This is a genomic window from Kutzneria sp. NPDC051319, from assembly GCF_040682195.1.
Lineage (GTDB): Bacteria > Actinomycetota > Actinomycetes > Mycobacteriales > Pseudonocardiaceae > Kutzneria.
On the sequence record NZ_JBFBAM010000010.1, the window covers coordinates 44,208 to 66,244 of the forward strand.

General features: G+C 71.5%; 22 protein-coding genes. 13 read left to right on the forward strand and 9 right to left on the reverse strand.

From position 1 onward, the window contains the following. Positions 1 to 56: 56 nt before the first annotated feature. The 3 genes from AB0M73_RS12475 (at position 57) to AB0M73_RS12485 (ending at position 4,039) form a co-directional block, all read left to right on the forward strand. Entirely contained in the window at positions 57 to 776 is a 720-nt protein-coding gene (locus tag AB0M73_RS12475) for a WecB/TagA/CpsF family glycosyltransferase (protein ID WP_363890343.1), read from the forward strand. Between the two features lie 10 nt (positions 777 to 786). Beyond that, a complete protein-coding gene (locus AB0M73_RS12480; protein ID WP_363890345.1) occupies positions 787 to 1,890 on the forward strand; it encodes a glycosyltransferase in 1,104 nt (367 codons plus the stop codon). 166 nt (positions 1,891 to 2,056) lie between these two features. Next, entirely contained in the window at positions 2,057 to 4,039 is a 1,983-nt protein-coding gene (locus tag AB0M73_RS12485; protein ID WP_363890347.1) for a glutamate-1-semialdehyde 2,1-aminomutase, read from the forward strand. A gap of 392 nt (positions 4,040 to 4,431) precedes the next feature. On the opposite strand, the gene AB0M73_RS12490 is transcribed toward AB0M73_RS12485, so the two are convergent. Next, positions 4,432 to 5,256, reverse strand: a complete 825-nt coding sequence (locus tag AB0M73_RS12490; RefSeq protein WP_363890350.1) for a hypothetical protein — start codon at positions 5,254 to 5,256, stop codon at positions 4,432 to 4,434. 275 nt (positions 5,257 to 5,531) lie between these two features. On the opposite strand from AB0M73_RS12490, the gene AB0M73_RS12495 reads away from it, so the two are divergent. After that, positions 5,532 to 6,104, forward strand: a complete 573-nt coding sequence (locus AB0M73_RS12495) for a sigma-70 family RNA polymerase sigma factor (protein ID WP_363890353.1) — start codon at positions 5,532 to 5,534, stop codon at positions 6,102 to 6,104. Positions 6,105 to 6,322: 218 nt separating this feature from the next. On the opposite strand, the gene AB0M73_RS12500 is transcribed toward AB0M73_RS12495, so the two are convergent. Beyond that, a complete protein-coding gene (locus AB0M73_RS12500; protein ID WP_363890355.1) occupies positions 6,323 to 7,501 on the reverse strand; it encodes a pyridoxal phosphate-dependent aminotransferase in 1,179 nt (392 codons plus the stop codon). Positions 7,502 to 7,661: 160 nt separating this feature from the next. Here AB0M73_RS12500 and AB0M73_RS12505 point away from each other — a divergent pair, with 160 nt between their 5' ends. Then, on the forward strand, positions 7,662 to 8,861 hold the full coding sequence (locus AB0M73_RS12505; RefSeq protein WP_363890657.1) for a DUF445 family protein: 1,200 nt from the start codon (positions 7,662 to 7,664) through the stop codon (positions 8,859 to 8,861). A 159-nt stretch (positions 8,862 to 9,020) separates the two neighbouring features. Here the strand turns inward: AB0M73_RS12505 and AB0M73_RS12510 are convergent, their stop codons facing one another. After that, a complete protein-coding gene (locus AB0M73_RS12510; protein WP_363890357.1) occupies positions 9,021 to 9,557 on the reverse strand; it encodes a CGNR zinc finger domain-containing protein in 537 nt (178 codons plus the stop codon). A gap of 105 nt (positions 9,558 to 9,662) precedes the next feature. Here AB0M73_RS12510 and AB0M73_RS12515 point away from each other — a divergent pair, with 105 nt between their 5' ends. Genes AB0M73_RS12515 through AB0M73_RS12525 form a run of 3 tightly spaced genes read left to right on the forward strand, consistent with a single transcriptional unit; the run spans position 9,663 to position 13,170 of the window. Further along, complete coding sequence (locus tag AB0M73_RS12515; RefSeq protein ID WP_363890359.1) at positions 9,663 to 10,187, forward strand: PadR family transcriptional regulator; 525 nt, start codon at positions 9,663 to 9,665, stop codon at positions 10,185 to 10,187. Next, positions 10,184 to 10,864, forward strand: a complete 681-nt coding sequence (locus tag AB0M73_RS12520) for an ABC transporter ATP-binding protein (protein ID WP_363890362.1) — start codon at positions 10,184 to 10,186, stop codon at positions 10,862 to 10,864. The genes AB0M73_RS12515 and AB0M73_RS12520 overlap by 4 nt, the downstream gene beginning before the upstream one ends. Next, positions 10,861 to 13,170, forward strand: a complete 2,310-nt coding sequence (locus tag AB0M73_RS12525; protein ID WP_363890365.1) for an FtsX-like permease family protein — start codon at positions 10,861 to 10,863, stop codon at positions 13,168 to 13,170. The genes AB0M73_RS12520 and AB0M73_RS12525 overlap by 4 nt, the downstream gene beginning before the upstream one ends. Before the next feature lie 5 nt (positions 13,171 to 13,175). Here AB0M73_RS12525 and AB0M73_RS12530 read toward each other — a convergent pair whose 3' ends face one another. The 3 genes from AB0M73_RS12530 to tgmC form a co-directional block, all read right to left on the reverse strand. Further along, a complete protein-coding gene (locus AB0M73_RS12530; RefSeq protein ID WP_363890368.1) occupies positions 13,176 to 15,161 on the reverse strand; it encodes an NACHT domain-containing protein in 1,986 nt (661 codons plus the stop codon). A gap of 75 nt (positions 15,162 to 15,236) precedes the next feature. Then, positions 15,237 to 15,674 carry an RpiB/LacA/LacB family sugar-phosphate isomerase gene (locus tag AB0M73_RS12535; RefSeq protein ID WP_363890369.1) on the reverse strand — a complete coding sequence of 146 codons (438 nt, stop codon included), beginning with the start codon at positions 15,672 to 15,674 and terminating at the stop codon, positions 15,237 to 15,239. Positions 15,675 to 15,720: 46 nt separating this feature from the next. After that, entirely contained in the window at positions 15,721 to 16,872 is a 1,152-nt protein-coding gene (gene tgmC, locus AB0M73_RS12540; RefSeq protein WP_363890371.1) for an ATP-grasp peptide maturase system methyltransferase, read from the reverse strand. A 106-nt stretch (positions 16,873 to 16,978) separates the two neighbouring features. Here tgmC and AB0M73_RS12545 point away from each other — a divergent pair, with 106 nt between their 5' ends. From AB0M73_RS12545 to AB0M73_RS12565, 5 genes are all read left to right on the forward strand, one after another. Continuing rightward, the gene (locus AB0M73_RS12545; protein WP_363890372.1) at positions 16,979 to 17,395 is read left to right on the forward strand and encodes a helix-turn-helix transcriptional regulator; all 417 of its coding nucleotides are present in this window, start codon (positions 16,979 to 16,981) and stop codon (positions 17,393 to 17,395) included. Positions 17,396 to 17,400: 5 nt separating this feature from the next. After that, positions 17,401 to 18,027: a hypothetical protein gene (locus tag AB0M73_RS12550; protein WP_363890374.1), complete on the forward strand. Its 627-nt coding sequence runs from the start codon at positions 17,401 to 17,403 to the stop codon at positions 18,025 to 18,027. A gap of 89 nt (positions 18,028 to 18,116) precedes the next feature. Continuing rightward, the gene (locus AB0M73_RS12555; protein ID WP_043721260.1) at positions 18,117 to 18,416 is read left to right on the forward strand and encodes a DUF2516 family protein; all 300 of its coding nucleotides are present in this window, start codon (positions 18,117 to 18,119) and stop codon (positions 18,414 to 18,416) included. Next, positions 18,413 to 19,171, forward strand: a complete 759-nt coding sequence (locus AB0M73_RS12560; protein WP_363890376.1) for an alpha/beta hydrolase — start codon at positions 18,413 to 18,415, stop codon at positions 19,169 to 19,171. Before AB0M73_RS12555 ends, AB0M73_RS12560 begins: the two co-directional genes overlap by 4 nt. 9 nt (positions 19,172 to 19,180) lie before the next feature. Continuing rightward, positions 19,181 to 19,729 (forward strand): YbaK/EbsC family protein, encoded by a 549-nt coding sequence (locus AB0M73_RS12565; RefSeq protein ID WP_363890379.1) that lies wholly within the window; start codon positions 19,181 to 19,183, stop codon positions 19,727 to 19,729. 10 nt (positions 19,730 to 19,739) lie between these two features. Here the strand turns inward: AB0M73_RS12565 and purU are convergent, their stop codons facing one another. The 3 genes from purU to AB0M73_RS12580 all read right to left on the reverse strand — a co-directional run bounded on the left by purU (position 19,740) and on the right by AB0M73_RS12580 (position 22,030). Then, positions 19,740 to 20,615: a formyltetrahydrofolate deformylase gene (purU, locus tag AB0M73_RS12570; protein ID WP_363890381.1), complete on the reverse strand. Its 876-nt coding sequence runs from the start codon at positions 20,613 to 20,615 to the stop codon at positions 19,740 to 19,742. 96 nt (positions 20,616 to 20,711) lie between these two features. Further along, positions 20,712 to 21,521 (reverse strand): class I SAM-dependent methyltransferase, encoded by an 810-nt coding sequence (locus AB0M73_RS12575; RefSeq protein WP_363890384.1) that lies wholly within the window; start codon positions 21,519 to 21,521, stop codon positions 20,712 to 20,714. After that, positions 21,521 to 22,030 (reverse strand): DUF2505 domain-containing protein, encoded by a 510-nt coding sequence (locus AB0M73_RS12580; protein ID WP_363890387.1) that lies wholly within the window; start codon positions 22,028 to 22,030, stop codon positions 21,521 to 21,523. The genes AB0M73_RS12575 and AB0M73_RS12580 overlap by 1 nt, the downstream gene beginning before the upstream one ends. Positions 22,031 to 22,037: the final 7 nt, after the last annotated feature.

Below are 22,037 nucleotides of genomic sequence, written 5' to 3' on the forward strand. Positions count from 1 at the left end.
AAGGGATAGGGTCTCGCCCCATGCGATCGGGTATGCCCACGATTACCGTTCTCGGTGTGCCGGTCGCCGCGCTCACGGCGCGGCAGGCGATCAGCGAGGTGTCCGGCCTGCTCGCCGCGCCCGGACCGCAGACCCTGATGTACGTCAACGCGCACTCGATGAACCTGGCCCGCTCCCACCGCCGATACCGAGCCTGCCTCGCCGACGCCGACCTGGTGCTCAACGACGGGTCCGGCCTGGCCATGGCGGCCCGTGTGCGCGGCCGTCGGTTTCCGGCCAACCTCAACGGCACGGACTTCACGCCCGAGGTGCTGCGGCTGGCCGCCCAGGAGGGCCTCAGTGTCTACCTGCTTGGCGGTCGCCCCGGCGTGGCGGCGCGGGCGGCGGATCGGCTTGCCGAGCGCATGCCCGAGCTGAAAATCGTCGGCCACCACCACGGCTACTTCCGTGACGACGAGGGCGCCGCGGTCGCCGCGCGGATCCGGGAGACCGGGGCCGACGTCGTGCTGGTGGCGATGGGCAATCCACGGCAGGAGCTGTGGCTGTCCGAGCACCTCCCGGCCACCGGCGCGGCGCTGGGTGTGGCGGTCGGAGCCTTCCTCGACTTCGCCGCCGAGCTGGTTCCGCGCGCTCCCCGGTGGATGCGGCAGGCCGGGATCGAGTGGGTGTACCGGCTCATCCGGGAGCCGATGCGCCTGTTCACCCGTTACGTGGTCGGCAATCCGCTGTTCGTGGCGCGGGTGCTGGCCGACCGGGTCCTCGCGGCCCTTCGCTAGGGAGAAAGCCATGATCTGCTTCGTCACCAGCTATCCGTTGTCCCGTCAGGACCTGGGCGGCAGCGGATGGGTGGACCGGCGGCTGCTCCCCGTCTTCGCCGGCCTGGCTGACGAGGTCGAGGTGCTGTGCGTGACCGGTCCCGAGGGGGAGTGGCGGGAGCGGGTCGATGGCGTCGAGGTGACGGCCCGTGCGGCCGGCGACGTGCCGTTGGAGCTGCGGAGCGACCGGCTTTCCCTGGCCCGCGTGGCCGCCGGCATGCTGATCAGCCCGGAGCCCTATCTGGCCCGCAAGTTCACGGTGTTTCCCGGCTGGCGCAAGGCAGTTGAGCTGCTGCGCTCCCGTGCCGCCGGCCGGCGGGTGGTGACCAGCGGCTGGCCGGGCCTGGTGCTCGCGGCCGCCGCCGGGGTGCCGGTGGCCGCGCACGTGGCGCACAACGTGGAGTCGGTGATCGCCGAGGAGCACTCGCCGCGGCCGCTGCGGATGCTCGGCGAGATCCCGCGCCTGCGCCGGATGGAACGCCGGCTGCTCGCCCTGCCCGACCACGTCTACGCCCTGTCCCGGCAGGACGCTGCTGATCTTCATGCGACGGCGCTGCCGATCCCGCTGTCGCCGGCCGGCACCCCGGCCGGCCGCACGGTCGGCTTCATCGGCAAGGCGAGCTGGCCGCCCAACGCCCGAGCGCTGGAGGTGCTGCTCGGGCCGGTGCACGACCGGTTGACGGCCATGGGCGTCGATGTGGGCTTCGTGTTGGCCGGCAAGGGGACCGAGCAGTTCGCCGCGCATCCCCGGGTCGTCGCCAGCGGGGCCGTGGACGACGTCGCCGACTTCTACCGGCAGGTGGGGGTGGCCGTTGTGCCTCGGTTCGGCGCCAGCACGGGCGTCAGCGTGAAGGTGTTGGAGGCGGCCGAGTTCGGGGTGCCGTCGGTGCTGCCCCGGTCGCTGGCCGAGGCGATCGACCCTGACGGCCCGTGGCTGGTTGCCGAGACGGCCGACGAGGTGGCGGAGGCGATTCGACGATGGCGGTCCGGAGAGCAGGCGCCCGACGCCGTGGAATGGGCGCGCAAGCAGGACACCGCTCGTACCGCCGTCCTGCTGCGTGACGTGTTCGTCTGATGACCGAGGGATGCTCACCTAGGTCCCTACGGCCGGGTGGCGTTCTCGCACGGCGGGCGTAACAAAATCGCCCAAAAGGGGCATATACCCCGCGTTGGTGGACTTGGATTGGCGTCGCGACCCATCCGTCGCAGGATGGTCGTCGCGTCGACGGTGAGGAGGTCAGGTGCCGGGTCTGATCCGTCAGGCGTTGCGTTTCCGGGTGGGCATGCCCAGCCCGGTCACGCTCGGCCCCGTCGTGACCAGGGGGAAGGTCGTCGAGCTGCGACCGCCCGCCACCACCGACGCTGCCGAGTGGTCGCGGCTGGTGCGCCCGGAGCGCGCCCGGCTGGAGCCGCGCTGGCCGGAGAGCGACCTCGACTGGCCGACGCGGACCAGCGAGGCCGCCTGGCGGGACCGCTGCGCCGAATTCCGGAGGCTGGGCCGCGTCGGCGCCGCCCTGCCCTTCCTGATCACAGTCGACGGTGACATCGCCGGCGAGGTCCACCTGGACCGGATCGACCGCGACCGCGGCTCGGCCGAGGTGCAGGTGTGGATCTCGCAGGAATGCGAGGGGGACTCGATAGCTGTCTCCGCGCTGCGTTTGCTGCTGCACCATGCTTTCGGCGAGCACGAATTGCGCCGGCTCACGGCCGCGATCGCCGCCGACGACCGCGGCGCCGCCGCCCTGTTCGGTCGCGCGGGTTTTCGGCGTGAAGGAATTCTCCGTGTCTACCGCGAAAACGCCGATTACGAGCTGTGGTCACTACTGGCCACGGACCGGCCTGAAGAGCCCATTTCGGACATGCATATGGTGTCGGCGATGGACATTCCCAGTGGCGGCAGGGGATTCAAGCGGTCCAGCGCGTTGCAGCGTCGGCTACACGAGCTGGTCCCCGGCGGCGCCCACACCTATGCCCGCGGCTCCGACCAGTATCCCGAGGACATGGCGCCCGTCCTGGTGCGCGGCGACGGCTGCCGGGTCTGGGACGCCGACGGCAACTGCTTCATCGAGTACGGCATGGGCCTGCGCTCGGTCACCCTCGGCCACGGCTACCGACCGGTGCTCGACGCCGTGCACAAGGCGCTGGCCGACGGCGTCAACTTCTCCCGGCCGACCGAGCTGGAAGTGGCCGCGGCCGAGGACTTCCTGCGCCTGGTGCCCGGCGCGGGCATGGTGAAGTTCGCCAAGAACGGCTCGGACGCCACCACCGCCGCCATCCGGCTGGCCCGCGCGGTCACCGGGCGGGACATGATCGCCGTGGCCGACCAGCCCTTCTTCTCGGCCGACGACTGGTTCATCGGCGCCGTGGAGATGAACGCCGGCGTGCCCGAGGCCACCCGTGACCAGACCGTGCGCTTCCAGTTCAATGATCTCGACTCGCTGCGCCTGCGCTTCGCCGAGAACGGCAACCAGATCGCGTGCGTGGTGATGGAGGCCGCGACCGCGCTGGCCGAGCCGGAACCCGGCTTCCTGGAAGGGGTTCGCGCGCTGTGCGACGCCCACGGGGCGCTGCTGGTCTTCGACGAGATGATCACCGGGTTCCGGTGGTCGGCCAGCGGTGCGCAGTCCGTGTACGGGGTGCGGCCCGACCTGTCCTGCTGGGGCAAGGCCATGGGCAACGGTTTCCCGATCTCCGCGCTGGCCGGCCGGCGTGACCTGATGGAGCTGGGCGGGCTGCGCACGGACTCGCCGCGGGTGTTCCTGCTCTCGACCACGCACGGCCCGGAAACCGTTTCCCTGGCGGCATTTCGCGCCGTGGTGAAGGCCTACACCGAGGACGATCCGATCGGCGTGATGGAGCGCCGAGGCACGGCGCTGGCCGACGGCGTCAACGCGGCCGCCCGCGAGCTCGGGGTCGAGGAGTTCGTCGCCGCCATCGGCCGGCCCTCGTGCATGGTGTTCACCACGCGGGGCCCGGACGGCCGGCCGTCGCAGCCGTTCCGCACGCTGTTCCTCCAGGAGATGCTCCGCCGCGGCGTGCTGGGGCAGTCGTTCGTCATCTCGGCCGCCCACACGGTGGCCGACGTCGAGCACACCGTCCAGGCCACCCGTGAGGCGCTGGCCGTCTATCGCCGTGCGCTCGAAGACGGTGCCGTGGACCGGTTCCTGATCGGTCGGCCGGTCGCGCCGGCGCTGCGCTCGCTCGCCTCGCCACGTCAACTCTGATCCCGGACATCGAGCCCTGGGCACAAAAAATGAGGACGCTGGCCGATTTCCGACCAGCGTCCTCGGTTGACCACCGGTGAGGGTGCTCCGGCTCTGCCCCTCGTAGTGCCGGGGAGACGATCACCGGTGGCCAAGTTGTGGAGCCCCGACGCCACGGGGGCACGCGACGCCGGGGCGCCAGCCCCCGACCTGACCGGGCGCGGTCGGCAGGTCGGGAAGATCCGGGACATCGGGGGAGGGTCGTCGCCCGCGGCATGACACAACCGGGAGGACGTGCTCGACGCGATTGCCCTGCGCGGCGGTGACCCACTTGCTTGGGGGCATCCCCGGGCCCGGATCGGCTCGGCGCGGCCGCGAGAGGGCACAAGGGTGCCCCGCGGCCATGGGCGTCGTCAGTCGGGCGAGGTGCTGGGCAGACCGGGAGCGCCGTCGCTGACGCGCTTGGCGCTGTGTTCCTCGGTCGTCGAGCCGGGGGTGGGACGGAAGCCCGTGCCCGGCGGCGTGAAGCCGGCGATGCCGTTGGCGCCGCCGAGGTCGTGGCTGGCCGTGCCGCCGGTGGACGGGGCCGAGATGGGCTGCGCCGCCGGCTGTTGCAGCGGCAGGTCGATCGGCTGTTGCGGCAGGTCGGGCTGGACGCCGCTGGACGAGCCCATGGACGGCGCGGTGACCTTCGCGGCCGGCGGCGCGAGGTGGCTCACCGGCGGCGCGGCCGGCTGGACCGGCGGCACGGGCGGTGGGGTCGGCGCGGCCGGAGGCGGGGGCGGGGGCACGATCGGCTTCGTCGGCACCGAGACGGTCGTGGAACCCGTCCACACGTCGCCGGAGTCGCTGCCGGAGGAGGAGCTCTGCCCGCCGGTGGCGCCGCCGCCATGTCCGCCGGACTGGGGGCCGCCGGGATTGACCGAGCCGGAATCGGTTCCGCCGCCACCGCCCTGGTCGGACGGCGGCTGGATGGCCGACACGCCGCCGAGGTGGTGGTGATGGCCGCCGAGGCTGGTGACCAGGCCGTTGAACAGGTCGGACAGGTCCGACTGGAGTGTGTCGGCGGTGCTGCCGGCGGTGGCGTCGTTCTGGTGCGCGTCCGACGAGGTGGTGGCGTTGGCCACGGCGGCGCCGAACACGAAGGCCAGCAGCGTCAGGCCGCCGGTCACGGCGATGCGGATGACGGCAGCGCGCAGGGCGGCGCCGGCGCACCGCACCTCACTCGCGCTGGCCACTGTCACCACCACCGTCCGCCCTGCCGGCCCACAAACGTTGAAGTTGTCGGATCCGTCGTCGAGACATGTTGAGCATCGCGATGTCGATTTGCACATGTGCTCGTCGTCGACCGCTCGGATAGCGGCACGTCCGGGATCAGTCTCGCACAACGGGGCAACTGTGTGTCGTCATCGGCGGGCCGCCACTCGTTTGAGGGTTTTCGGCCGCGCGGTGGATCCGACCCGGGGCCGGACGCTTCTAACCCGGCGACCAACTCGCCCGCGGGGAGGAACGAGTGGAAGTCGACACAAGACCGGGCGCGGCCGAACTGCTCAGGGCCGCGGAACTCGGGGATCGGGCGGCCTGGCGCGAACTCGTCGCCCGGCACACGCCCACCGTCTGGGCTGTTGCCCGATCGCATCGGCTGGATCGTTCCGACGCCGCCGATGTCGTGCAGAACACCTGGCTGTCCTTGCTGGAAAATATGAATCGAATTCATGATCCGGCGGCGTTGGCGGCCTGGCTGGCCACCACCGCGCGGCGGCACTCGCTGCGCCTGCTGGCCGCTCGCCGCCGCGAGACCCCGGCTGACGAGGCACGATTGGACCTCGCCGAGGCCGATGCCGCCGACGTCGCCGTGCTGCGGGACGTTCGCGACGGCGTGCTGTGGCGGGCATTCACCCAGTTGTCCGAACACTGCCAGCGGGTGCTGCGGGTGGTCGTCCACTCGCCGGAACTGTCCTACCAGCAGGTCGCCGCCGCCCTCGGCATCCCGATCGGCAGCATTGGGCCGACAAGGGGAAGATGTCTGGCCGAACTCCGCCGAAAGGCATCGTTGTCGGGACTGTTCCGGGAGGATGCGCGATGACGCATGTGTCGGCCTGGGCGCTGGCCGGTGCGCTCGATCGCGCACTTCTCAAGCAACTCAGGGTGCTGCTGTGTGGAATCGACCCCGTTCCGCCCGCGGTCCTGATGGCCGCCTCTTCACTCGGTCAGCGCATTGTGCCGTCTCGGAGGGTAATGGCGAACACGGTGTTGATCGGGTGACTACGACAATGGGGTCCCGAACCTCTCGAGACCCCATTGTTACGGTTTGCCCGCTCGGGCGAGCTTGCGCAGCCGGGCGATCGCCTCGTCGATTACCTCGTCACGCTTGCAGAAAGCAAAACGCACCAGGTGCTGCCACTGCTCGGGATGATCGGTGAACACCTGCACCGGCACGCCCGCGACGCCGATCCGCTCCGGCAGCTGCCGGCACAGCTCGGCGCCGTCGGCGAAGCCCAGCGGCCGCACGTCCGCGCACACGAAGTAGGTGCCCGCGGCCTGCCGCACCGCGAACCCGGCGTCGGCCAGGCCCGCCGACAGCCGGTCGCGCTTGCGGCTCAGGTCGTCACGCAGCCGGTCCACCCAGGCCAGCTCGTTGCGCAGGGCGTAGGCGACGGCCGGCTGGAACGGCGCGCCGCCCACGAACGTGATGAACTGCTTGGCCGCGCGCACCGCCGCCACCAGTTCGGCCGGGCCGCACACCCAGCCGATCTTCCAGCCCGTGGCGTTGAACGTCTTGCCCGAGCTGGAGATGGCCACCGTGCGCTCGTACATGCCGGGCAGCGCCGACAGCGTCACGTGCTCGCGGCCGTCGTAGAGCAGGTGCTCGTACACCTCGTCGGTGATCGCGATCAGGTCGTGCTCGACGCACAGCTTCGCGACCTCCTCCAGCTCCTGCCGGGTGAAGACCGTGCCTGTCGGGTTGTGCGGCGAGTTCAGCAGCAGCGCCTTCGTGCGGGGCGTCACCGCCGCCCGCAGCGCGTCCACGTCCAGCGCGAACCGGTCGCCGTCCTCGACCAGCGGCACCACCTTGCGGGTGGCCCCGGCCAGCGCCACCGACGCCGCGTACGAGTCGTAGTACGGCTCGACCAGCAGCACCTCGTCGCCCGCCTCGACCAGCGCCAGCAGCGCCGCCGCGATCGCCTCCGTCGCGCCCACCGTGACCAGGACCTGCGTGTCCGGGTCGTACTCCGTGCCGTAGCGGCGGCGGTGCTCCGCGATCGCCTGCCGCAGCTCCGGCCGGCCGGAGCCCGGCGGGTACTGGTTGACGCCCTCGCCGATCGCCCGCTGGGCCGTCGCGAGCATCTCCACCGGGCCGTCCGTGTCCGGGAAGCCCTGGCCGAGGTTGACCGCGCCGGTTCGGGTGGCCAGCGCGGTCATCTCCGCGAAGATCGTCGAGGTGAACGGCCGCAGCCGGGGCACGAGAGCAGGTGTACGCACCCTCGGATCCTCGCCGATCCGTCCCCGAGATGTCATCCGCCCGTACCCCGATCTCCGTCACGCATCACGGCGCGTCGCCGTCCGCGCAGGGAGAATGGCCGATGTGGACCTGGAGAGACTCACCGCGGCGGAGCTGGTCAAGCGGCGTGCGCTGCGCCGGATGAAGGCCGTGGCCGTCGGACTGCTGGTGTTCGCCGCCATCGTCTACGTGCTCACCGGCGTCTTCGCCGGGCCGGTGTGGGTCGGCTACGTCCACGCCGCCGCCGAGGCCAGCATGGTCGGCGCCCTGGCCGACTGGTTCGCCGTCACCGCCCTGTTCCGCCGCCCCCTCGGCCTGCCCATCCCGCACACGGCCCTCATTCCCAACCGCAAGAACCTGCTCGGCGCCAGCCTCGGCGACTTCGTCGGCAGCAACTTCCTGTCCGAGCAGGTCGTCCGCGACCGCCTGCACCGGGCCGAGATCAGCAAGCGGGTCGGCGTGTGGCTTTCCCAGCGGGACAACGCCCAGCGCATCACCTCCGAGTTCTCCAACCTCGCCCGCGGCCTGGTCACCGTGCTCCGTGACGAGGACGTCCAGGCCGTCGTCGAGCACGCCGTCGTGCAGCGCCTCATGGCCATTCCCTGGGGGCCGCCCCTGGGCAAGCTGCTCGGCCAGGTCCTGGCGGACGGTTCCCACCACAAGCTCGTCGACCTCATGGCCGACCGGGCCTACGAGTGGGTCCGCGACAACCACGAGGCCATCAAGCGCATCGTCTCCGACCGCTCGCCGTCGTGGTCCCCCAAGTTCGTCGACTCCATCCTCGGCGAACGGATCTACAACGAGATCCTCGCCTTCGCCTGGGCCATGAAGACCGACGTCAACCACCCCATGCGGGACGCCGTCGACCGCTTCCTCATCGACTTCGCCGGCGACCTCCAGACCGATCCCCTCACCATGGAGCGGGCCGAGCAGGTCAAGCACCAGGTGCTCACCCATCCCGAGGTCCAGCACGTCATCGGCACCACCTGGGCCAACGCCAAGCGCATGCTGCTCGACGCCGCCGAGGACCCTTCCAGCGAACTGCGCCGCCGCGTCCTGGACGGCCTCATCTCCCTCGGCGTCCGCCTCGAGTCCGACGACTCCACCCGCTCCAAGGTCGAGGGCTGGATCGAGGGCGGCGCCGCCTACGTCGTCACCCACTACCGCGCCGAGATCCTCACCCTGATCACCGACACCATCGAGCGCTGGGACGCCGAGGAGACCTCCCGCAAGATCGAGCTCCAGGTCGGCCGGGACCTCCAGTTCATCCGCATCAACGGCACCGTCGTCGGCGCACTGGCCGGCCTGGTCATCTACGCCTGCTCGCAGCTGCTGTTCTGATCCCGCAAGCGTTTGCCCTACGTGAGTGGCTTATGTGCCCCCTGACGCCACCTAAGCCACTCACGTGCGTTCGAAGCCGGGGGTGCCGGGGCACGTGAGTGGCTTAGGTGGCCCTGGATGGCAAATGAGCCACTCACGTAGGGCAAGAGTGGTGGTGGGTCAGGACGCCGTGGCGCGGGCGCGTTCGCGCCAGGCGCGGGCCTTTTCGCGGTTGCCGCAGACGCGCATGGAGCACCAGGTGCGGGAGCGGTTGCGGGAGCGGTCGTAGAAGGCGAGGCGGCAGTCGGGGGCGGAGCAGATCTTGAGGCGGTCCCAGTAGCCGAGGACGGCGAGGCGGGCGGCGGCGGCGAGGACGGCGCCGAGGGCGTCGCCGGCGGTGAGGACGGGGACGCCGGCGCTGAGCTCGATGCGGATGGAGCCGTGGGCCACGGCGGGCGGCAGCGGGACGGCGGAGCCGTGATGGGCGAGGGCGGCGGCACGGAGGGCGTCGCGGCTGGATCGGGCCTTGGCGAGGGGGCCGGGGGCGCCGAGGCCGAGCGAGGTGGACCACTGGAGCCAGGAGCGCTCGTCGGAGAGCACGTCGGTGGACTCGGTCATGTTCACGGTGTTCAGGAAGGCGAGCAGCAGTTCGACGTCCCGCTCGGCGTCCCAACCGGTTTCCTGCACGGCGCGGGCGCCGGCGGCCGTACCAGTCACTACTCCACTGTAGGCGGAGAATCCAAGGGGCAAGATCGAGGCAGGTCAAATGCTATGCACCAGGGGTATAGCCCGAAGGTATACACCGGGGGTACAGTGGCGGGCATGTCGATCGGACTCACCCTGCTGGGCCTGCTGGAGACGGGGCCGCGCCACGGCTACGACCTCAAGCGGGCCTACGACGAGCACTTCGGACAGGACCGGCCGCTGCACTACGGCCAGGTCTACTCGACGCTGTCCCGCCTGCTGCGCGACGGCCTGGTCGAGGTGGACGGGGTGGAGGCGGGCGAAGGCCCGGAGCGCAAGCGGTACGCGATCACGGCATCGGGCGTGACGGACGTCCGCGACTGGCTGGTGACGCCGGAACGGCCGGAGCCGTACCTGCACAGCACGCTGTACACGAAGGTGGTGCTGGCCCTGATGTCCGGCCGCAGTGCGGCGGAGGTGCTGGACGTCCAGCGCGGGGCGCACCTGGAGACGATGCGGGCGCTGACCCGCCGCAAGCTGACGGGCGACCTCGCGGACCAGCTGATCTGCGACCACGCGCTTTTTCACCTGGAAGCCGACCTGCGCTGGCTGGAACTGACGGCGGCCCGGCTGGACCAGCTGTCGGCGGAGGTGCGGCGATGAGCGGGCCACTGTTGGAAGCCGTGAATCTGCACAAGTCCTTCGGCCCCACGCCGGCGCTGGATGGCGCGGGCATGAGCCTGTGGCCGGGCGAGGTCGTTGCGGTGATGGGCCCGTCCGGCTCGGGCAAGTCGACGCTGCTGCACTGCCTGGCCGGCATCCTGCGCCCGGACAGCGGGACGGTCTCCTACAACGGCACGGAGCTGAGCGCGCTGTCGGATGTGGCGCGGAGCGAGCTGCGGCGCACGGAGTTCGGGTTCGTCTTCCAGTTCGGGCAGCTGGTGCCGGAGCTGACAAGTCTGGAGAACGTGGCGCTTCCACTGCGGCTGGGCGGAATGCGCCGCCGCGAGGCGGAGCAGGCGGCGACGGAGTGGTTGGAGCGCCTGGAAGTCGCCGATGTGGCCGACAAGCGCCCGGGCGAGACGTCAGGTGGCCAGGGGCAGCGGGTCGCGGTGGCGCGGGCCCTGGTCACCCGGCCCAAGGTGGTCTTCGCGGACGAGCCGACGGGCGCCCTCGACTCCCTCAACGGCGAGCGCGTGATGCGGCTGCTGGTCGCCGCGGCCAAGGACACCACCGCGGCGGTCGTCCTGGTGACGCACGAGGCCCGCGTCGCGGCGTACTCCGATCGCGAAGTCGTTGTGCGCGACGGCAAGTCCACCCAGGTGGAGCTGATTCCGTGACGGTGTTGCGACTGCGGCCGCGACGAAGGCTCCGCCAGTGGTGGATCGACCTGATGCTGGGCATACGCCTGGCCGTCGGCGGCGGACGGGCGGGCTGGGGACGGCTGGCGCTGACGGCGGTCGGTGTCGGCCTGGGCGTGACGGTGCTGCTGGCCGCGACCTCGGTCAGCCACATGCTCCAGGCCCGCGACGACCGCGGCTACGCGCGAGCGGTCCCCACCAGCGAATCGGCGAAGATCCCCGGTGTCGACCCGGTCTACGCCGCCCTGCGGGAGACCACGTTCGACGACCGCGATTTCGAGGGCGTCATCGTCCAGAAGACCGGCCCGAACGCGCCACTGCCGCCCGGTGTCGACCGGCTGCCGGACGTCGGTGAGGTGGTGCTTTCCCCGGCGCTGCGCCAGTTGCTGGACTCGCCGCAAGGTGAGCTGTTGCGGCCCCGGTTCCCGGAACATGTTGTGGGAACGGTGGATCCGGGCGGGCTGACCGGTCCGCACGAGCTGTTCTTCTACGTCGGCGTGCCCGATGTGGCCGGGTCGTCCGGCTCGGCCGTCACCTACCAGTTCGGCCGGCCGAGCCAACCGCGCTACCTGGACGGCCTGCTGTGGCTGCTGATCGCGCTCGGCTCGGTCGCGCTGCTCATGCCGGTGGTGGTTTTTGTCGCGACGAGCACCAGACTTGCCGCCGCGGCAAGGGATCGGCGGCTGGCGGCGCTGCGGCTGGTCGGCGCGGACGGCGAGCAGGTGCGGCGGATCGCGGCCGGCGAGGCTTTTGTCGGCGCGCTGGTCGGACTGGCCGTCGGCGTGGGAATTTTCGCCCTCGGACGGGCGATCGTGCCGACCCTCGACCCGCCCGCCCTGCGCGGCGGCATCTTCGCCGCGGACGTCCGTCCTGATTGGACGCTCGTGGCGCTGATCCTGGTGGTCGTCCCGGTGCTCGCGGTGGTGATCGCGATGTTCTCGTTGCGGCGCGTCATGATCGAGCCGCTGGGCGTGGTGCGGCGGGCCCGCAACCAGCGCCGCCGGCTGTGGTGGCGGCTGGCGCCGCCGGTGGCCGGGGTCGCGCTGCTGGCCAGTCAGGGCGGCCGGCTCAGTCAGGCGCTCGACGGCGGCTCGCAGCTGCCGGTGACGGCGGGCATCGTGCTGCTGCTGTCCTCGGTGCCGCTGCTGCTGCCGTGGCTGGTGGAACGGGTGGTGGCCAAGCTGGGCGGCGGCTCCCCGGCCTGGCAGCTGGCGATCCGGCGGCTCCAGCTGGACAGCGGCACGCCGGCCCGGGTGGTCGGCGGCGTCGCGGTGGTGCTGGCCGGCGCGATCGCGTTGCAGACGCTGTTCATCCAGGCCGAGGAGGAGTACCTGCCGCCGGGCGGGATGCCGCCGGGCGTGTCGGTGAACATGACCGCGGCGCCGCTCGGCCAGGCGCTGGCCCTGGAGGCGGCGCTGCACAAGGTGCCGAACACGGCTACGGTCAACGCCTCCGTCACGGTCAACGTGCACGACGCCGCCAACGGGGCCACCATGCACGTCGGTCCGTGCCAGGAGTTGCTGCGGCTGACCGCGATCAGGCAGTGCCAGGACGGCGACCTGTTCACGTCGGCCAAGCCCCACAGCGGGGCGTTCGCACCGGTCGCCGGTCAGCACGTCATCCTCACCACCTACGGAAACGGGCAGCAGAAGGACACCGCATGGCAGATGCCGGCCGCCCTGCACACGACGACGCTGCTCACGGACGACACCGGGACCCTGTGGGCTACGCCGGGCGCCCTGGCCGGCCTCGACGCGGCGGTGGTCGATCTGCATGGGACCCTGCAGCCGACGTCGCCCGACGGCAACTACGTGGAGCACGTGCGCAACGCCCTGGCGCCGTTCGGCTGGAACGCCAACGCGTTCTCGGCGACGGACGCCTCCACCAGCACCTTCGTGCTGATCGCCCGGGTGCTGATGATCGGCTCGGTGATCACGCTGCTGCTGGCCGCGGCGAGCCTGCTGGTGGTGGCGCTGGAGCAGATCCGCGAGCGGCGACGGGCGCTGGCGGTGCTGGCCGCCAACGGCGTGCAGCGCATCGTGCTGGCCCGGTCGCAGTTGTGGCAGACGGCGGTGCCGATCGCCGTGGCGGTGATCGTGGCCCTGGTGTCGGGTCTGCTGCTGGCCGGTCTGCTGCTGTTCGTCACGAGGCAACCGCTCGACTTCGACTGGGCCACCATCGGGATCTTCGTGGCGACCGCCGTTGTCGCGGTCCTGATCAGCACCGGCTGCACGCTGCCGGCGCTGTGGCGGGCGGCGAACGCGGAAGGCCTGCGCGACGAGTGAAGCCGTCAGGCCTTGTGCGCCGAATCCTTGGCCAGGTGGTCCTGGATCCGCGCGTGCCGGAACTGGTAGCGCGCGCCGACCTGCCGGAGGACGCCCAGTTTGTGGGCGTCCTCCAAGAACTCCAGCAGCCGGTACGGCACCCGCCCGCGCATCGCCAGCCACGCCCGCGCCACGGTGAACCACCACCAGTTGCGCGACATCACGGCGAGCACGAAACCCAGCAGGGCGCCGGAACTGAAGCCCAGCCACACCATCCCGGTCCGCCCGGCCCCGAACAGCAACGCCGCCGCCGACCCGACGCCGACCCCGAACACCAGACACACCAACCCGACCAGAGCCCGATCCCGTGCCATGGTGGCCTCCGGGCTGGGTGGGCGGCTCAACTCCACCGGGCTGCCCAGCGAGAACCGCAGCGCCGTCGCGATGGCCACGCTCAGGCCGGAGATCAGCCCCGGATCCGCGCCGAACATGGCTCCGAACACCAGGCCGACCGCAGTGCCGGCGACCAGGCTCACCACCAGCATGCTGCGCGCGGCGCCGAACCGCATCGAGGCGGAAGCGTTGCGCCCCTTGGACGTCGCGTTGATCAGGGTGCCCACGCTGACAAGGCAGCCAGCGCTGGCCCCGGTCCACGAGGCCACGTCCAGCACGGTCAGCTTGTTCACCAGCGCCACCATCATGCCCACGCTCAGCGCCGTGAGCAGACCGAGCGAGACGGCGTTCAACACCGTCAGCCAGTACCGGTGCACCAGCCGCCGCAGCTCCCACCACGGCAGCTCCCGCTGCTGCATGCGCGCGGCGAGAAACTCCAGCCACACCTTGGCCTGCTCGGGCGGCCAGTGGTCCGAGGTCAGCGGCAGGTACTCGTTGTCCTCCTCCGGGAACAGCGTCGGCACCAGCTCGTCCAGCAGGAACTCCTCGATCGTGGCGCGATCGGGGAAACGGTTGGGGTCCAACAACTCCGTCGGGTTGGTGGCCACGTCCGCGTACTTGGTCCTGGTCAGCCACACCATCAGCGGGCTGCCCAGCGCCGCGGCCAGCGGACCGTTCGGGTCGTGCCGCAGCTGCATCAGCAGCGGCTCCCACCGGGACGCCCCGAACCGGCTCGAACTCCCGCGCAGCACCTCGGCCAGCGTCTCCTCGCCCACCGGCTCCAGCTCGACGACATGGGCGTTGCGCAGCGGGCCGGTCTTGGCCACCGTCGAGGTGTAGGCCCGGCGGCGTGACGTCAGCACGACCGGGGTGGCCGGCGGCATCGCGCGGTCGATGCCTTGCAGCGCCGAGATCCGGAGGTTGGCCGGCACCTCGTCGAAGGCGTCCAGGATCGGCAGCACCCGGCGCTGCTCGATGAGCAGGTCGGCGGCGTAGCTGCCGTACAGCTCGATGTTGCGCAGCGCCGGGTAGTCGTCCCTGAGCCGCTGCGTCATCCACGTGCGCAGGTCGACCCGCGGATTCCACGCCCCCAACGGAAGCACCAACGGCAGCGGGTCGTTCAACGCGGCGTCGTCCAGCAGCCCCAACGCCAACAGCGTGGCCAGCGACGACTTCCCCGAGCCGGCCGGCCCGAGCACCACCAGCCGACGACCCGGCAGCCGCCGGTACCAGGGCACCAGCTCCTCCAGCGAGCCGTACAGCTCCGCCGGCTGGCACTTAGGGTCGGCCAGCTCCGGCGAAGCCCCCAGCCACCGCACGTTCAGCTGGCACGGCGGCACCAGCTCCCGTCCCTCGGCCTCGGCCCGCAGCTGGGTCGTGGTGGCGGCCGCCAGGGCGCGGGTGGCCGCCGTGAGCTGGGCGGTCGTGCTGGGCTCGGTGGCGCCGGTCCGCCGCAGCCACGGGTCGAGCAGCCCGATCAACACGACGAACAGCAGCACCACCGCGCCCAGCCAGGTGGTCGGGTTGACGCCGTCCTGCGTCCACACCAGGCCGACCGTCGCCAACAGGGCGATCAGCACACAGGCGATGACAACGGCACGCTGCCGGATGAGGGACACGTCAGCATCATGACCGAACGGCCGTTACCGCGCGTCGGGAACCCATGGCGCGTCGTCACTCCGCATGCCGAATCGTTAACGGATGTGCGCCACGTGGTCGATGCTGGCCAGGTCGTCCTCGTCGTCAGTGACGTCGGCGGCGAACCACGCGTCGAGGATCTCGTCGAGCAGCGGCAGCGAGGTCATCCGCAGGCTCAGCGCCAGCACGTTGGCGTCGTTCCAGCGACGGGCGCCCTGCGCGGTGTAGGCGTCGGTGCACAGCGCCGCCCGCACGCCGGCCACCTTGTTGGCGGCGATGGACGCGCCGGTGCCGGTCCAGCAGCACACCACGCCCTGCTCGGCGCGGCCCTCGGCGACGTCGCGGGCGGCGGCTTCGCTGGCCCGGGCCCAGTCGCTGGACTCGCCGTCGCTGAGCGCGCCGTGCACCAGGACGTCGTGGCCGCGCTTGCGCAGTTCCTCGGCGATGTCGGCGCCGATCCCGTCGAGCATGTCCGCGGAAACCGAAATCTTCACTCGGCACACGCTACTCACCCCGCCGCCGGCCGGGCACGCAAGCGCCCTAGTCCAACGGCCAGCGGTGCGGTGAATCCGGGCTGTCCAGCCAGAACTCCTGTCCGCCGGGCGTGACCGTCAACCCGAACCGCTCGCGCGGCGGCTGCCCGAGCGACTCCCACTCCTCGTAGGCGGCCTCCGCGATGCTCCACAGCCGGCGCGGACCGCCCTCACTGACGCTGTGCCGCGAGTAGCACGCCCAGGAGCCGTCGGCATGGGCCAGCCACGTCTGGCTGCGGGTGTCCGACCACGCGCTCACGTGCGGCAGCGCCAGTCCCGCGAAGAACTCGAACCGATCGGCCGGCCGTAACAGCCGTTTCGGCGTCAACTCGGTCGTACGAGCCGATCCCTGGCTGCCGCGCACCTTGTCGGCCAGCTCGCTCACCCGCGGCCCGCGATGCGCCCGCAGCGGCATGAACCGCCCGTCCGAGGCCAGGACCCGGCCCGTGGCACGGCCGTCACCGTCCGGCGTGAGCTTGACCAGTCCGGCGCCGAGCTGTCGGTTCAGCGTCGTCACGATGTAGCCGCCGGGCGCGGTCTGGGCCAGCCACGCCAAGGGAATCGTCGACACCGAGCAGGTTCCCAGCACTCGGTCGTACGGAGCGTTGGCCGGATAGCCCTCGGCGCCGTCGGCGGCCACGCACGTGGGATGAAACCCCACGGCCGCAAGGTGTTCCGCCGCGCGGGCGGCGATCGCCGGGTCGACGTCGACGGTGGTGACGCGGTCCGGGCCGAGCCGGTGGCACAGCAGCGCCGCGTTGTAGCCGGTGCCGGCCCCGATCTCCAGCACGGTGTCGTCGTCGCGAATGTCCAAGGCGGCCAACATGATCGCCATGATCGAGGGCTCGCTGGAGGAGCAGGTCGGCGTGCCGCGCACCGGTCCGTCCAGCGCCGCCTGCCGCAGCGACTCGTCGCCGTCGAGCTGCGTGATGGCGACCCGGTTGCGATAAACGTTGCGCAGCCACGATTCCTCGGCGGAGGTGAGCAGGCTCCACGCCCCGTCGGGCCGCTGCTCGAACAGCCACGGCAGGAACTCGTGCCGTGGCACCTCCGCGAACGCCGCCAGCCAGCCGGCATCCAGCGGCAGGCCCTCCTCGACCAGCTCGTCCACCAGCCGGCCGCGCAGCCTGCGCGCCTCGGATTCCCGCTCGGCACGCATGCTGACCACGGTAGACCGGTGTGACAGCAACCACGCCACAACTGCAAGCACTGCGCTTGCAACTGCTAGCACTGGCACGTACGGTGGAAGCACGGAAGGAGGCGGGATGGACAACAAGCGCAGCGTCGCCGATCAGGCCGTGGACGCGGTCGCCGACCTGGGGCGAGACATCGGCGACTACATCCGCGAGCAGCGCAGCACCGCGCAGATCTCCCTGCGCCAGCTGGCGAAGCTGGCGGGAGTGTCCAACCCGTACCTGAGCCAGATCGAACGGGGCCTGCGCAAGCCCAGCGCGGAGATCCTGCAACAGATAGCCAAAGGGCTGCGGATCTCGGCCGAGGCGCTGTACGTGCAGGCCGGAATCCTGGAGCAGCGGGTGGGTGGCGCGGTGGTCGACGCCGTGCTCGCCGACACCGAGCTCACCGAGCGGCAGAAGCAGGTGCTGCTCGACGTCTACGAGACCTTCCGGCGGGAGAACGCTGCCAAGCGCCCCGCCGACGCAACCGAGGACACCGAGGAGTGATCCAGATGCCGACCCTTCCCACCACCGAGGACTTCCGCAAGACGGGCGAGACGGTCTCCGCCGCCTTCGCCGCGGTCCTGGAGCAGGCCAAGACCCCGCTGCTGGCCGCCCTCGGCGCCGGCGACCTGGCCGGCAAGGCCCTGACCGACGCCCTGACCAAGGCCCGCACCCAGGTCAACGAGCGCGCCGAGGCCGCCCGTGAGGCCGTCGAGGACCTGCCGGGCCTGCGCGAGAAGCTGGACCCGTCCGAGCTGCGCAAGCTGCTCGACACCTACACCTCCGCCGCCTCCAGCCTGTACGGCTACCTGGCCGAGCACGGCGAGGAGACGCTGAAGACGCTGCGCGAGCAGCCGCAGGTCAAGGTCGTCCTGGAGCAGGTCGGCGACCTGCAGAGCCGGGCCGACGAGGCGCTGGGCAACATCGCCCGCCGCACCCGCGCGACCGGCGAGAAGGTGGCCGAGGACATCGAGGACGCGGCCGAGAACATCGCCGAGGCCGTCGTGGACGCCGGTGGCGAGGCCGCCGCCGAGACCCGCAACGTGACCCGCAAGGCCGCCAACAAGGCGTCCGCGCCGAAGAAGCCGGCCGCCCCGAAGGTCGAGACGCCGGCCGACGAGACCCCCGAGGTCTGAGCCGTCGAACCGCGCCGGGGCACATCCTTCACGGGTGTGCCCCGGCACCGGCATTTCCGAGGGTCGCCTCCGGCACGTAGGGTGGGATCGTGACGTACGGGCTCGACTACTGGATCCTGTTCGCGATCTGGTGCGCAGGCATGCCGGTGGGCGCCTTCGCGTTCCTGCACGCGCTGGTCCAGCGCGCGGACGCGTTCACGGTCGCGGAGCGCATGACCAAGCTGGCGTGGTCGCTGATCACCGGCGGCGCCCTGGCCGGGCTCTACCTGTTCCGGCCGTACGGCACCACCTTCATCCTGTGGATGGCGGCGCTGGTCGCGGTGCTCGTCTACATCGTGGACGTCCGGCCGAAGCTCAACGAGGTCCAGCGCGGCGGCAATCGCTGGTGACCGGATCGCTGGCGAGCGGTCTGCGCTGGCAGGGGCACGGCCGGGACCTCCCGGTCACGCTGATCGCCCCCGGCCTCGGCGCGACGCCCGGCGAGGCCCGCATACCCGCATCCGGTTTGTCCGGTACGCGGGTTGTCGTCGCGTTTCCCTCGCACGGTGACGCCGCTGATGCCCCGGCCGGCTATTGGACGTACCCGACGATCGGCGCCGACCTGGAGCGCGTGGCCGACGAGGTCGGCGCCACGCGAGCGGTCGGTGTGTCGATGGGCGCCGGCGGCCTCACCGAGCTGCTGACCCGGCGGCCCGACCGTTTCGACCGTGTCGCCCTGCTGCTGCCGGCGGCGCTGGACAAGCCCCGCGCGACCCCGGCCATGTGGGCGTTCGAGCAGCTGGCCGACGCCGTCGAGGCCGGCGACGTGAATGGCCTGCGGGAGCTGGTCGCGGCCGAAGTGCCGGCCGGAATCGCCGTGGGGGAACACGTTTCCAGCCGTGTCGACGCGCTGATGAGGCTCGGCGACGCGTTGCGCACGCTGCCGGAGCAGGTGCCCGTCAATGACGCTTCGGCGTTGCAAGCCGTGCGGGCAGAGGTCCTGGTCATCGGGGCCGTCGGCGATCCGCTGCACCCCGAGCAGGTCGCCCGCGATGTCGCGGCGGCGCTGCCCTACGGCCGGCTGGAGCTCGTCGACTCGCCCGCGCCCCTGCTCACGCACCGCCGAGAGATCCGCTCGCTGCTGGTGGAATTCCTCGCTGGCTAGGGTGGCGTCATGGCGTGGAGCATTGCTGGCACCTTGCACGTGGAACCTGTCCTGAGCCGGACCGAACTGCTGGCCGAGCCCGTGCTCGCCGCGATTCGGGCGATGGACGCCGCCGACATCGAGCGCATCGGCGTCACGGAGATCGACCCCGACCTCGCCGACACGGCCGCGTTCTGCGAGCACTACGGCTCGCCGCTGGAGGCGTCCGCCAACTGCGTGGTCGTCGCGGGCAAACGGGCCGGGGAACTCCGCTATGCGGCCTGCATGATCCTGGCGACGACGCGGGCCGACGTGAACGGCGTGGTCAAGCGCCGCCTCGACGTGCGGAAGGCCTCGTTTGCGCCGATGGACGACGCCGTGGGCACCACCGGCATGCAGTACGGCGGCATCACGCCCATCGGCCTGCCGGCGGACTGGCCGCTGCTGCTCGACACCCGCGTGGCCGTCGCGCCGGAGCTGGTCATCGGCAGCGGCATCCGCGGCGGCAAGCTGCTCGTGCCCGGCGACCTGCTGGCCAAGCTGGCCGGCGCCGAGGTCATCGAGGGTCTGGCCAGCTAACAGTGCCGAACTAAAAGACCACCGTGCGGTTGCCGTGCACCAAAACGCGGTCCTCCAGGTGCCAGCGCAGCCCGCGGGCCAGCACGACCTTCTCGATGTCCCGGCCCTTGCGGACCATGTCCCGGTCCGAGTCGCTGTGGCTGACCCGGATCACGTCCTGCTCGATGATCGGGCCCGCGTCCAGCTCGGCCGTCACGTAGTGGCAGGTCGCGCCGACCAGTTTCACGCCACGGGTGTGGGCCTGGTGGTACGGCTTCGCGCCCACGAAGGACGGCAGGAAGCTGTGGTGGATGTTCACCGCGCGGCCCGCCCACGCCATGCACAGCTCGTGCGGCAGCACCTGCATGAACCGAGCCAGCACGATCGCGTGCGGCTGGTGGCTGTCCACCAGTTGCCGCAGCTGCGCGAACGAGGCGGCCTTGCCGTCGGCGTCGCCGACCGGGAACGTCACGTGGTGGAACGGGATGCCGTGGGCCTCGGTGATGCCGGCCAGCTCCCGGTGGTTGCCGATCACCGAGGTGATCTCCACGTCCAGCTCGCCCGAGGAGACCCGGCCGAGCAGGTCGTAGAGGCAGTGCCCCTCCCGCGACACGAGGATCACCGCCCGCTTGCGCTCGCCCGTGTCGGTGACCCGCCAGTCCGCCCGCGGCCCCAGCTCCCGGGCCACGCCCGCGAACCGCGCCGACAGCTCCCGCACGTCGAACGGCAGCGAGGAGGCCAGCACCTCCTGCCGCGTGAAGAACCAGTTCGTCGTCGGGTCCGTGTGATAGGCGGCCTCCACGATCCACCCGCCGGAGTCGGCCACGAAGCCGGCGATCTTGGCGACGATGCCGGTGCGGTCGGGACAGCCCAGGCTGATCACGTAGCGGCGTTCGGTGGAGGACACCCCGAGATTCTGGCAGAGATCACCACACGGCGACGCTGACCGGAAACGACCGGCCGAACCGGCCGCCGACCAAGATCAAGGGACCGATGCTGGCGTTCAGGCCGGCGCGACCGTCGACCAGGGCACCGTGAGCTCGCCCAGCCGCCAGCGCCGCCGGTCGTCCAGCACCGGCCAGCCCCGCTCGGCCACCATCCGGCACGTCTCCACCCAGCGCGCCCGCGGCCCGAACGGTGCGTACGGGGCGGCGGTCGCCCAGCAATCGTCCAGGGCCGCCAACAGCTCGTGTACCCGCTCGCCGGGCACGTTGCGGTGGATCAAGGCCTTGGGCAGCCGTTCGGCCACGTCGGACGGCGTCTCGATGTCCGAGGGCTTGCAGGCGATGGTGAACGTCAGGGGACCGGTCTCGTCGAGCAGCACCCAGCAGCACCGACGCCCGATCTCGTCGCACGTGCCCTCAACCAGCAGGCCGCCCGGCGCGAGGCGGCCGCGAAGGCCGTCCCACGCCTGCAGCGCGTCCTCCTCGGAGTACTGCCGCAGCACGTTGAACGCCCGCACCAGCATCGGCCGGAGCCCGGCCAGCTCGAAGCCGCCGCGCCGGAACACCAGCAGCGGGGGGTCGGCGGCATCCGAGGCCGCCGCCACCCGCTCCTGATCCAGCTCCAGGCCGACCATGCGCAGGTCGGGGCGCACGGTCCGGAGCCGAGCCGCCATCTCGACGGTCGTCACCGGCGTCGCGCCGTAGCCGAGGTCGACGACCAGGGCGCCGGGAACCAGCGCCTCCCGGACGGCGGCGCTGCCGACCATCCAGCGGTCGACCCGCCGCAGCCGGTTCGGGTTGGTGGTGCCTCGGGTCGGCAGCCCCAGCGCGCGGGCGCGGCCGGCCGCCAGCCGTGGTTGCTTGGCCATCAGCTCTGGTGCTCGTCCAACCAGGCCGTGGTGTGCTCGAACTCCTTGGTCAGCAGCTTCACGATCTGGCCGGAGACGACCTCCTCGACCTTGCCGCCGACGAACGGGATGCTCACCGCCACCTCGCCGCGCATCTCCATCAGCGACCCGCCGGCCGGCGCGTCGGACAACCGCATCGCGCCCCGGATGTGACCCGGGACACCCGGGATGCCGGCCTGCACGCGGCCCAGCCAGCCGCCGTCGCCGTTGCGGTCCCACTCCTCTGTGCGCTCGATCACCAGGTCGCCCTTGAGGAACGCGCGCACCGCCGAGGGCAGCTCGCTCGACGGCACGCCGTGTCGCAGCCGCAGGCTCACTTTCTCGCCGTTGACCTGGTGGTCCAGCAGGGAGGCGTCGGTGCCGCCGAGCTTGCTCAAGCGGTCGCGCAGGTAGGTCGGATCCACCAGGGCGGCGTGGACCTGGTCGGCGGTCCACCGGGTCGTCGCCTGGTGCTCAATGCGGCGTGCCATGCCGCGG